Genomic DNA, 11595 nt, shown 5'->3' with positions numbered 1-11595 from the left:
GTGGCGGGCGCGGTGTCCACCGGCGCGGGCAGGGCGGGCGGTGCCGTCGCGGTCAGCGGCGCGCCCGGTGTGCTCAGGCGCAGCCCCACGGTCTCGGCGACGAGTCGCCCGGCCTCGTCGTACAGCTTCAACTCACCGTGCAGTGCGCTCAGTTCCGGGAGCGTCTCGGCGCCGGAGTTCGCGTCCGGCGCGGGGATGTCGAACCACAGCTTGTCGCCCTGCCACGGGTAGCCGGGCAGGTCCGTGACGGCGGTGGGTCCCGGGTTGACCTCGGGCCAGCGGATGTCGGCCCCGGCGGCGTAGAGCCTGGCCAGCGAGGTGCGCGCGGTGGCGACGTCGTCGGTGTCGCGGCGCAGGGTGGGGACGACGAGTCCGTCGGCGCCCCGGTCCTCCAGGCTCTGGACGACGGGCTGCGCGAGCACCGGGTGCGGGCCCAGTTCCACGAACAGGCGGTGACCGGCGTCGAGCGCGCGGCCGAGCGCGGCGGCGAAGCGGACCGGCTGGCGGAGGTTGCGTCCCCAGTAGTCGGCGCCGAAGGGGCCATCGGGGCCCGGCTCGCAGGTGAGGTGGACCGGCACGCGCGGCTTCGCCGGGGTGACCTCGTCGAGCAGTGCGACGAGTTCGTCCCGGTAGGGGGCCATCTGCGCGCTGTGGAAGGCGTATTCGCCGGGCATCGCGCGGTAGCCGTGGCCGAGCGCGGCCAGTTCGGCGCCCAGGGACTCGACGGCCTCGGTGCGTCCGGAGACGACCGTGCTCGCGGGACCGTTGACGGCGGCCACGGTCACGTCGTCGCCGTACGCGGCGAGCAGCGGCAGCAGGTCGGCTTCGGGGAGTGCCACGGAGGCCATCCGGCCGCCGCCCTCGGCCCGTTGGAGGAGGCGTCCGCGGTGCACGATGACGCGTACGGCGTCGGTGAGGGTGAGGGCGCCCGCCACGTGGGCGGCGGCGATCTCGCCCATGCTGTGCCCGATGACGGCGGCGGGTTCCACGCCCCAGGAGCGCCAGAGCGCGGCGGCGGCCACCTGCACGGCGAAGACGACGGGCTGGGCGAATTCGGTCCGGGTCAGCCGGGAGCGCCCGGCGTCCGCGGTCAGTTCGCCGATCACCGACCAGCCCGCCTCCGCGGCGATGAGCTCGTCCACACGGGTCAGTTCGGTCCGGAAGGCGGCTTCGTGGGCCAGCAGCTCGCGGCCCATGCCCGTCCACTGACCGCCCTGCCCGGAGAAGACGAAGCAGACCTGCGGCAGGTCGTCACCCGAGCCACCCGAGCCACCCGGGTCGCCCAGGCGGCCGAAGTCCCCTGCGTCCGGTCCGCCCCACCGCGCGCCGCCTCGCTCTTCGGCTGCCCGCTCCGGCACGGCGGAGCCGACAGGCGTGTCCAGCAACAAGGCTATTTCCTGGGCGAGTTCGGCGGCCGTCCGGCCGGTGACGGCGATGCGGTGCTCGCGGTGCTGGGTGCGCCGGACGCCCGTCGCCGCGACATACGCGGCCAGTTCGGCCTCCGGCTGGTCGAGCAGCCGGTCGCGGTGCGCACGGGCCAATTCGCGCAGCGCCGCGCCGGAGCGCGCGGAGACCGGCAGGAGCAGCCGGGACGGCCGGTCCTGTGCCGCCTCGGCGGGCGGGGCGACCGCGGGCGGGGCCTCGACGATCACATGGGCGTTGGTGCCGCTGAGCCCGAAGGCGCTGACGCCGGCCAGCCGCCGCCCGCCGCCGTCCGGCCACGCGGTGAGGTCCGTCGGCACCCGTACCGGCCAACGGTCCCAGCGGATACCGGGGTTGAGCCGGTCCAGGTGCAGATGCGGGGGGATCTCGCCGTGCTGCGCCGCCAGTGCCGCCTTGAGGAGCCCGGCCGCGCCCGCCGCGCCGTCGGTGTGCCCGAAGTTGGTCTTCAACGAGCCGACCAGCAGCGGGTGTTCCGCGTCGCGTCCTTCGCCGAGAATCCGCGCGAGCGCGCTCATCTCGATGGGGTCGCCGAGCGGGGTGCCGGTGCCGTGCGCCTCGACGTAGCCGATCTCGTCGGGCCGTACGCCCGCTGTCTTCAGGGCGTCCCGCAGCAGCGACTGCTGGGCGGCGGCGCTGGGCACGGTCAGTCCCGCGCTGTGCCCGTCGTGGTTGACGGCGGAGCCGCGGATCACGGACAGCACGCGGTCGCCGTCGGCGAGCGCGTCGCTCAGCCGCTTGAGGACGAGCACCACGCAGCCGTCGCCGCGGACGATCCCGTCGGCCGCCGCGTCGAAGACCTTGCAGCGCCCGTCCTTGGCCATGGCGCCGACCTTGGACATGAACACCGTCAGCTCGGCGGAGAGCAGCAGATTGACGCCGCCGACCAGCGCGGTGTCGGACTCCCCCGTGAGCAGGCTCTGCCGCGCGAGGTGCACGGCGACCAGCGACGAGGAGCAGGCGGTGCTCAGCGCCACGCTCGGGCCGTTGAGGCCGAGCAGGTACGACAGCCGGCCGGGCCCGAAGCTGGCCTCCTTGCCTGAGGCGTACCAGGGGTCGATTCCGCGGACGCCCGCCTCGCGGGAGTGCCGCAGGAAGTAGTCGACGCTCAGGCCGCCGGAGAAGACGGAGGTACGGGTGCCGGCGAGGCTGCCGGGGACGATCCCCGCGTGTTCCAGGGCGTCCCAGGCGACCTCGATGAGCATCCGCTGCTGCGGGTCGATCTGCCGGGCCTCGCGCGGGGCGATACCGAAGAACTCCGCGTCGAAACGCGTCTCGTCCTCGATGAAGCCGCCCCAGCGCGTGTACGTCCGGCCTGGCGCGTCGGGGTCCGGGTCGTAGTGCCGGGCGAGGTCGGAGCGGGACGGCGGGATCTCGGTGATCACGTCCGTGCCGTCCCGCAGCACCCGCCAGAATCCGGCCAGGTCCGCCACGCCGCCCGGGAAGCGGCAGCCGGCACCGATGATCGCCACCGCCTCCGGGGCCTGATTGGTCATCAGAACAGCGCCGCCGCTGAGGGCGCGGACAGGCTGCCCAGGTGCTTGTACCAGAGGTGGTCGGGGTCGTTCTCGACCGTGGCGACGATCTTCCGCATCGCGGCGAGCGCGCGCGGTTCGTCGTCGTCGTAGACGTCGCCCTGGAGCATCTTGAGGACGTCGAGCCGGTACCTGGGGTCCTGCACGAAGGCGGTGAACAGGATGTTCAGCCGGTAGTAGATGGAGATGAACTCGTACCAGTTGCTCACCCCGCGCCGCAGGGTCCGCTCGTACTCGGTGAAGCGGGCCTTGGTGAAGTCCCCGGCCTCCGCCGCCGCGATGATGTCCTTGGTCGCGATGCGGGCGCTGTTGAGCGCGACGCTGACGCCGCTGGAGAAGATCGGGTCGACGAAGCGCGCGGCGTCGCCGATCAGCACGAAGTTGTCGCCGGTGATCTCCTTCATGCCGTAGCTGTAGTCGCCCTCGGCCTTGAAGGGGCGTACGCGCTCGGAGTCCTCGAGCGCGGCGCGCAGTTCGGGGCGGCTTCCCACGCACTCCCAGAAGAAGCCCTCCAGGTCGTCCTTGGAGGCGGTGAAGTGCTTCTTCTGCGTGACGACGCCGACGCTGGTGATGGTGTCGGTGATCGGGATCTGCCACACCCAGGTGTCGGTCAGCGGCAGGAAGTGGATGAAGATGTAGTCGGCCTTCTTCTTGTCGTGCGAGAGGGCCGTACGGTCCAGGCCGTCGAACCAGGTGTGCACCGCGTACTGGTTGAACACCGGGTCGGGGACCTTGAGTTTGAGCTGGCGGCCGAGCATCGTGCCGCGCCCGCTGGCGTCCACGACCATGCGGACGGTGACACCGGTGTCCTTGTCGCGGACGGGGTGGATCACCGGGTGCTCGCCGGAGAAGTCGACGCTGCCGATGCGGGTGTTCTCGAAGACCTTCGCACCGCAGGAGGCGGCGTGCTGGAGCAGGAGCTGGTCGAACTTGCCCCGGTCCACGTGGTACGTGTGGGACTGGAGCACGCCGGGCTGGTCGCGCTCGTCGAATTCGATCTCGGCGGCGCCGAGGCCGTGCGAGAGGCCGCCGAAGCCCATGGTGGGGATGCCGGCCGGCGCCGCGGACGTCCAGGCGGCGCCGAACTTACGGGGGAATCCGGCCTGTTCGACGAGGTCGAGCGCGCCGATGTCGCGCAGTACGGGGGTGGTGGCGGGCACCAGCGACTCCCCGACGTGCTCGCGGGGGAAGGTCTCCCCCTCGAAGACCGCGACGGTGAGTCCGGCCCTGGTCAGGTATGAGGCCGCGGTGGAGCCTGCCGGGCCCCCACCGATGATCCCGATGTCATAGTCGACTGCGGACAAGACTGCTCCTCTTGAGTCGGATCGGACGGGCCCTGCCTCGGCACGGGCCGCGCTTCCGGTCGGGCGGTTCGCGTCCGCGTCAGGGCGGCGGCGGCACAGCGGCGTCGGACAGAGCGTCAGGCCATGGCGGCGGGGTCGGTCTGGAGCCGGACCACGAGCTTGCTGATGGCGTCCAGGCTCTTGAAGTTCCTGCCGACGATGTACTCGGGCGGCATGAACAGCCCGTACCTGTCGTGGATATGGGCGATCAGCTCGGTGGTGTTCAGCGACGTGAGGATTCCGAGCTGGAGCAGCAGGGAATCGGGCTCGATTCCCTCCTCGCCCTCGGGCAGGAATCGCGTTTCGACGAACTCCTTGAGCTCCGCGAGGACTTCGTCGTAGCCGAGCTGCGGATCAGAACTGTCGGACATGCGTAGCGACCTTCCGGAGTCCGGGGTGGACACGGCGGAACCCCCGACTCCACGAAGTCGCGGTCGGCTCGGCCAGGGCCCCAAACGTAGCTACGGGCGCCGCCGGAGGACTTCACCAGACCTGATGAATTACGCCCGCGCACACACGCCCCGAAGTGCGTACTTACGGGGGAGGCGCAGCTTCCGCTTCACGTGCGGGTCCTCATTAATGATGAGTACTCACGGCCGTGGCCCCGTGCCGCCGCAACGGCGAGGATCGAGGGACCATCCGGTGCGCCCGATCACAGGAGGTCCGCGGCCGTGCTGCTCCCCGCCCTACGGCCCCAGTTGCTGTGCCTGCCCCATGCCGGTGGCAGCGCGGTGATGTACCACGCGTGGCGGCCCGCCCTCGCCGAGGTGGCGCGGGTCCGCCCGGTCGACCTGCCGGGCCACGGCAGCCGCAGGCGCGAACCGCTCGCCCAGGACATCGGCACGCTGACCCGTACCCTCGCGGCCGAGCTCGCACCCGGTATCGAGGGACCCTACGCGGTGTTCGGGCACAGTTTCGGCGCCGTGGTCGCCTTTGAACTGACCCATCGGCTCTCGCAGTTGGTCGGCCCGCCCGCCGCCCTGATCGTCTCGGGACGCAATTCGCCCCGCACCCCGCACGCGCTGCCGCCGCTGCACAACGCGCCGCCCGCGCAACTCCTGAGCGGACTGCGGACGTTGGAGGGCGCGCTGCCCGCCGTCGAGGACAGTCCGGAACTGCTCGACCTGTTCCTCCCGCCGCTCCGCGCCGACCTGCGGATGACGGAGACCTACCGGCGTCCCACCGAACTGCCGCCGCTGGCCTGCCCGGTGCATGTCTTCGCCGGCGACCTCGACCCGGTGGTGGACGCGCCGGGGCTGGCCGCGTGGGCGGCGGAGACCACCGGGCCGTGCCGGGTCACCACCGTGCGGGGCGGCCACATGATGCTGGCCAGCGCCGAACTGCGCTCCGCGCTGGCGGACCTGCTCACGGTCGGCGCCATGTGATCCGCGAGCGCGGAGCCCTCGGCCCGGAGCCCCCAGCCCTGAGCGCGGAGCCCTGAACCCTGGGCCCTGGGCCCTGGGCCCTGAGAGCAGCACCCCACCTTCCGTCCCTCCCTCCCGACGCAGGAGCCAGCGTGGACTTCAGTTGGAGCACCGAGCAGACCGCGCGGTACGAGGAGACCGTCCGCCGGGCCGCCGACGCGTTCCCCGCGGACCGTCCGCGGCGCCCCGGTGAACGGTCCGACTGGCGGGAACTCGGCCGGATCGGCGCGCTGGGCGCCTGCCTTCCCGCCGAGTACGGCGGGGGCGGCCTCGGCGCGCTCGACACCGCGCGGGTCATCGAGGCCGTGGGCCGCGGCTGCCACGACACCGGACTGGTCTTCGCGGCCAGCGCCCACCTCTTCGCCTGCGCCGTACCGATCGCGGAGTTCGGCAGCGCGGACCTCAAGAAGCGCTTCCTGCCGGAGCTGGCGTCCGGCCGGATGATCGCGGGCAACGCCATGACGGAGCCGGAGTCCGGCTCCGACGTCTCGCGGCTGCGGGTGACGGCGACCGAGGTGCCGGGCGGATTCGTCCTGGACGGCGAGAAGAGCTTCGTCAGCAACGGCCCGGCCGCCGATGTCCTGGTCACGTACGCGACCAGCGACCCCGACTCGGGGCACCTCGGCCAGACCGCCTTCGTCGTGCCGGCCGACGCCCCTGGGGTGCTGCGCGGTGAGCCGTTCGAGAAGATGGGCCTGTCCTCCTGCCTGGCGGGCACGGTGACCTTCCAGGAGTGCTTCGTCCCCGACGACCAAGTGCTGGGCGCCGAGGGGATGGGCGCGACGATCTTCCAGACGTCCATGGGCTGGGAGCGGGCGTGCCTCTTCGCGGGCTATCTGGGCCTGATGGACCGGCTGGTCGAGGAGTGCGTCCGATTCGCCCGCGAGCGGCGTCAGTTCGGCCGTCGCCTCGCCGGCTTCCAGGCGGTCTCGCACCGCATCGTGGACATGAAGCTGCGGCTGGAGAGCGCCAGACTCCTGCTCTACCGGGCCTGTTGGGAGATGGACCGCGGCGGCAGGGCGACCCTGCCGGTGGCGCTGTCGAAACTCGCCGTCTCCGAGGCCGCGGTGCAGAGCGCGCTGGACGCCGTACGAATCCTCGGCGGTCGCGGCTACCGGTCGGAGTCGGGTGTGGAGGCGGCGTTGCGGGACGCGGTGCCGAGCGTGCTGTTCTCCGGTACCTCGGAGATCCAGAAGGAGCTCGTCGCGAAGGAGTTGGGACTGTGAGGCTGCACGAATTCGTCACCGCCGCCGCCCGCAGAGCGCCGGACTCCCTCGCGGTCGATGCCGTCGACGGACGGCTGACATACGGCGAACTGGACGCGCTCGCGGCGCGTTACGGCGCGGCGCTGGCCGCGAGCGGGGTGCGGCCGGGCGACCGGGTCGTGCTGTGGAGCGCGAAGAGCCTGCACGTCGTGGCGCTGATGCAGGCGTGCCTGCGCGGCGGCGCGGTCTACGTACCTGTGGCGTCCTCGAACCCGCCGTCGCGGCTGGCGCGGATCGTGGCGGCCTGCGCCCCCGCGCTGGTGGTGACCGACGAGGACGGCGCGGACGCGGCGGCCGACGCGGGCTGGGACGCGGCGCCGTGCCGTACCTTCGCGGACCTGCTGGCGACGGGCGAGGGTCAGCCCGTACCGTCGCCGGTCGAGGGTTCGGAGCACGATCCGGCCTACATCCTGTTCACGTCGGGTTCGACCGGCGAGCCGAAGGGTGTGTGCCTGAGCCACCTCAACGCGCTGGCGTTCGTACGGTGGGCCGCGGCCGATCTGCGGCTGGTCCCCTCGGACCGGCTCTCCAACCACGCGCCGTTCAATTTCGACCTGTCGGTCTTCGACCTCTACGCGGCGTTCCTGGCGGGCGCCAGCGTCCATCTGGTACCCGAGGCGCTGGCCTACGCGCCGGCCCAGCTCGTGCGCTTCATGGACGAGCACGCGATCACCGTCTGGTACTCGGTGCCGTCGGCGCTCACCTTGATGATCACCAAGGGCGGGCTGCTGGACGGGCCGCCGCCGCGCGCGCTGCGGGCCTGCGTCTTCGCGGGCGAGGCGTTCCCGATCGCCCATGTGCGGCGGCTGCGCGCGGCCTGGCAGGACGTCCGGCTGCTCAACTGGTACGGACCGACCGAGACCAATGTCTGTACGTCGTACGAGGTCTCCCCCGCCGATCTCGACCGCGCGGGCGCCCTGCCGATCGGCGCGGTCTGCTCGGGCGACACCCTGGAGCTGGGCCCCGAGGTCGCGGGCCAGACGGGGCGGGAGCTGCTGGTCTCCGGCCCCACGGTGATGCTCGGGTACTGGGGCCATCCGCCGCTGAGCGGCCCGTACGCGACCGGTGACCTCGTGCGGTACGACGACGCGGGCATGCTGGAGTACCTGGGGCGCCGTGACCACATGGTGAAGATCCGCGGCAACCGGGTGGAGCTGGGCGAGATCGAGAGCGTCCTGAGTCTGCACCCGCAGGTCAGGGACGTGGCCGTGGTCGTGCTCGGGACCGGGCTCACGGCACGGCTGCACGCCGTGGTGGTCCCGGCCCCGGACAGCGCTCCGGGCCTGCTCGCGCTCAAGCGGTGGAGCGCCGAACGGCTCCCCACCTACATGCTCGTCGACAGCCTCAGCCTTTTCGACGAGATACCCCGAACCGGGAACGGCAAGAAAGACCGCGCCCAGGTCGTGAAAATGGTGTCACATACTGGTACCGACTAAAGATTCTAAATTGCCGCCGGCCCTGACGATTCCTTTTTCATAAGCATATATAACGGCGTGCACTCGATTGCGCAGAGCCAACTTGTCCAGCATGCGCTGAACATGTGATTTCACGGTGCTCTCACTCAGAAAAAGTGCCTCTGATATTTCCGCGTTCGAATAGCCACGGATGATGAGTTGGAGCACGTCGCGCTCACGCCGAGTTATTCCGCTGGACACCAGATCGGTCTCCGATGTTTCCGCTCGCGGCGGTTCCGGCGTGATGGCCGCCGCGGTGGCGGCGGCAGTGGCGGCGCCGACGGTGGGAATCACCAGTCGGTAACCGGCGGCGACCATCCGGACGGCGGCGATGATCCGCTCCGGACTCGCCTGACTGTCGAGCACGCCCCTGGCGCCGGCCGCCTGCCAGTGCTGAGCGCACCGCTCCAGGCTCTGGACCAGGGCTAATATCTTAGGGCAGCCGTCGGCGCCGCCGACGATGAGCTGCTGGATGGCATGCGGAACGTCCGGCGCCATGTCCAGCGCGTCGATGATCACCACATGCGGAGACAACCTTGCCACGCAGGGCGGAGCGTGCCGAATATCGGCAACCTCGCCCACGACTTCCAGATCCGTTTCCCTGCTCAGCAGGACACTGAGTCCCACACGGGAAACCGCTCTGGAGTCGACGAGAAGAACTCTCGTGATCCCATCCTGAAGCATCGAGCCCCCGACCTTCAGCAAACAGCACGTTATTTCGACTCTAGCACGCACGCTTGACCAGCATCAACATCCAACATTTGAGCACGCGATGGTTGAAAGTTAAATCCATAGCCCTTTCGGGCAATGCCCCGAGCCGCCGCACAGGTCACGACGCGCCGATAAACTCCCCTCGCGGACAGGTCGCCTGTTTGCGTCCCAAAGAGGTTTCAAGCGACCCTCGCGGGTAATTCCTCCGGGTTCGGCAAGGCGTGTCGAGTGCCCGGCCGACGGCCGGACCGCGTCCGCACCGGACCGCACCGGCGCCGGATCCGCACACGGCCCGCGGCCGGAGCGCGCCCGGAGCGCTGCCGGTGGCCGGCGCACGGCCGGCGGGTGGTTGGCGTTTCACCCCGCCGAGGCTACTCTCATAAATCACCGAGCGGTGAATTTACGTGACAAGGCGGCGGTCATGGGAGAGGCGGTCACCGGACGGCCCGGCCGACGGCCGGGCCGCAGCGGCAGCAGAGAGGCGATCCTGCGGGCGGCGCGGCTGAAATTCGCCGAGTACGGGTACGAGCGGACGACGGTGCGGGGCATCGCCCGTGAAGCGAAGGTCGACGCGGCGCTCGTGCACCACTTCTTCCGGTCCAAGGAAGGGGTGTTCGCCGCCGCCGTCCACGAGGCGGTGCGCCCGATGGAGTTGCGGCCGGTGCTCGCCGGGGATCCCGCCACCTTGGGCGAGCGGCTGCTGACCACGGTCCTCGGGCTGTGGGAGTCGGCCGAGCGGCACGACGCGCTGCTGGCGGTGGTCCGGTCGGCGGTCTCGCACGAGACGGCCGCCGGGATCCTGCGGGAATTCCTCGGCCGCGAAGTGCTCGGCCCGCTCGCCCAGGCGCTGGCCGAGCCACAACGCGCCCTGCGCTCGGCCCTGTTGGGCTCACAGCTCATCGGGCTGGTCATGGCCCGCTACATCATCCGCGTCGAGCCGCTGGCGTCCGCGAGCACGCCGTCGCTGATCGCGGTGTACGCGCCGGTGATCCAGAACTCCCTCACCGGCGACCTGCCACTTCCCCGCACGAGCACAACATCGCAGCGGCCTCGGTGACCTTGTCCGACGGCGAAAGGGGGTGGCTCCGCTCCCGTTGAGGAGCGGAGTACACCGGTCCGTGATTCACCATCGCCACGCAAAGCCTTTACGCGAGCTACGCGATCCGGGCCGGTGATTCGGCCCTCACAATGGTGATTTAGCGTCATATCGAGCCAGGATAGGGCCCGTTGGCCATGCATCGACCGCGCGCGAATCTTGGTGTAGCGTCTGCCGCCAAGCAGCGTGTCCTTCAGGGGAAAGGGCCCGAAGAGAAGCCTGCCCCGAACACCTTTGCCGCATTCATCGGCGAATGCACAAAATGGTAACGGGACAGCTCGACTCCGGGTATCGCCCCAGGTCTTCGCCCTGCGCGTGTCGCAGTCGCGTCGATACGAGGAGTCACAGGATATGGTCACGGTCGCGGCATTCGACAGCCGTAAGAAGGCCCCCGCGCTCAGCGGTGTTTCCCGTCTTCTACTGGTGCTTTTCTCGGTATTGGTGCTTTTCACGGTGGGGTTGCTCCTGGCTCGCGGCACTTCGGCCGCCGCTCCCATCCCCGGTTCCCCACTGGACGCGTACGACAAGCAGGTCCCCTACGACATGGGCGTCCACAAGATCGCGAGACTCGCGGCTCTGATCGCGTATGTGCTGATGGTGGCCACCGTCGTCCTCGGTGTGCTGCTGCGGCTGAGATTCCTGCAAGCCGCGGTCAACCGGGCCACCTTCTACGGCGCCCACATGACGCTGGCGCTCTCCGCGATGATCTTCGGTGTCGTGCACGGCGCGACCTTTCTGTACCAGCCGATCTGGCGGATCGGCGGCCGTGAGCTGACCGTGCCGTTCACCGGCGGTGTGCAGCGGCTCCCGGTGGGCTTCGGCATCCTCGGCACCGAACTGGCCATCGCCGTGGGCTGTTCGGTGTGGCTCCAGCGCAGACTGGGCTACCACCGCTGGCTGAGGACCCATCAGTTCGCTTATGTGGCCTTCGGGTTGATCTGGCTGCACGTCTTCCTGGTGCACCCGGAGCCGCGTCATCTGAATCTGGTGTCGGTCGGCATCGCCACCGGCGCGGGCACGGTGTTGCTGGCCTTTCTGATCCGCGCCTTCCCGTCCCGCTCCCGGCTCAGACAGCGCACCTACGTCGGCAGGCCGGGAGCCGCCGAATGATCCAACCGCCTCCCCCGGGCCGTGTCCCTCCGGCGCCCTGGCCACCGGGTCGAGCTCCCGCCGCCCGGCCCGCGCCGGTCGTCGTCCGCCCCCCGGACGCCCCGCTCGACGACGTGGTCCCGGCCGCCCGGCCGGTCACCGTGGCCGACGTGCTCACCTTCAGGGCCGGGTACGGCATGCCCAGCGACTTCTCGCTGCCCGCCCTGCAACCGCTGTT

Annotated in this window: 9 protein-coding genes and 1 pseudogene; 6 read left to right on the top strand and 4 right to left on the bottom strand. The window is 70.6% G+C overall.

Features of this window, described 5'->3' with window-relative positions; all coding sequences use genetic code 11:
- From BGM09_RS19395 to BGM09_RS19385, 3 genes are all read right to left on the bottom strand, one after another.
- On the bottom strand, nucleotides 1–2936 hold a 2936-nt coding region (locus BGM09_RS19395; RefSeq protein WP_188282906.1), incomplete at its 3' end, for a type I polyketide synthase.
- Nucleotides 2936–4279: an NAD(P)/FAD-dependent oxidoreductase gene (locus BGM09_RS19390; protein WP_188282905.1), complete on the bottom strand. Its 1344-nt coding sequence runs from the start codon at nucleotides 4277–4279 to the stop codon at nucleotides 2936–2938. The genes BGM09_RS19395 and BGM09_RS19390, both read right to left, overlap by 1 nt.
- Nucleotides 4280–4395: 116 nt before the next feature.
- Nucleotides 4396–4689, bottom strand: a complete 294-nt coding sequence (locus BGM09_RS19385; RefSeq protein WP_188282904.1) for an acyl carrier protein — start codon at nucleotides 4687–4689, stop codon at nucleotides 4396–4398.
- A 300-nt stretch (nucleotides 4690–4989) separates the two neighbouring features.
- Here BGM09_RS19385 and BGM09_RS19380 point away from each other — a divergent pair, with 300 nt between their 5' ends.
- The 3 genes from BGM09_RS19380 to BGM09_RS19370 all read left to right on the top strand — a co-directional run bounded on the left by BGM09_RS19380 (nucleotide 4990) and on the right by BGM09_RS19370 (nucleotide 8443).
- The gene (locus BGM09_RS19380) at nucleotides 4990–5703 is read left to right on the top strand and encodes a thioesterase II family protein (RefSeq protein ID WP_188282903.1); all 714 of its coding nucleotides are present in this window, start codon (nucleotides 4990–4992) and stop codon (nucleotides 5701–5703) included.
- 131 nt (nucleotides 5704–5834) lie between these two features.
- Nucleotides 5835–6968, top strand: coding sequence for an acyl-CoA dehydrogenase family protein (locus tag BGM09_RS19375; protein WP_188282902.1), 1134 nt, complete (start codon nucleotides 5835–5837; stop codon nucleotides 6966–6968).
- Entirely contained in the window at nucleotides 6965–8443 is a 1479-nt protein-coding gene (locus tag BGM09_RS19370; protein WP_188282901.1) for an AMP-binding protein, read from the top strand. Before BGM09_RS19375 ends, BGM09_RS19370 begins: the two co-directional genes overlap by 4 nt.
- Here the strand turns inward: BGM09_RS19370 and BGM09_RS38905 are convergent.
- On the bottom strand, nucleotides 8423–8983 hold the full coding sequence (locus tag BGM09_RS38905) for a helix-turn-helix transcriptional regulator (protein WP_188282900.1): 561 nt from the start codon (nucleotides 8981–8983) through the stop codon (nucleotides 8423–8425). The genes BGM09_RS19370 and BGM09_RS38905 overlap by 21 nt on opposite strands.
- 610 nt (nucleotides 8984–9593) lie before the next feature.
- On the opposite strand from BGM09_RS38905, the gene BGM09_RS19360 reads away from it, so the two are divergent.
- The 3 genes and pseudogenes from BGM09_RS19360 to BGM09_RS19350 all read left to right on the top strand — a co-directional run.
- Complete coding sequence (locus BGM09_RS19360) at nucleotides 9594–10229, top strand: TetR family transcriptional regulator (RefSeq protein WP_188282899.1); 636 nt, start codon at nucleotides 9594–9596, stop codon at nucleotides 10227–10229.
- 492 nt (nucleotides 10230–10721) lie between these two features.
- Nucleotides 10722–11378, top strand: a complete 657-nt coding sequence (locus BGM09_RS19355; RefSeq protein ID WP_188282898.1) for a ferric reductase-like transmembrane domain-containing protein — start codon at nucleotides 10722–10724, stop codon at nucleotides 11376–11378.
- 26 nt (nucleotides 11379–11404) lie between these two features.
- Nucleotides 11405–11595, top strand: a pseudogene (locus BGM09_RS19350) (serine hydrolase); the annotation flags it as partial.

Source organism: Streptomyces sp. CBMA29 (assembly GCF_014596445.1).
Taxonomy (GTDB): domain Bacteria; phylum Actinomycetota; class Actinomycetes; order Streptomycetales; family Streptomycetaceae; genus Actinacidiphila.
Note: the sequence above shows the minus strand (reverse complement) of the source record. Positions and strands in the feature narration are given on the sequence as shown.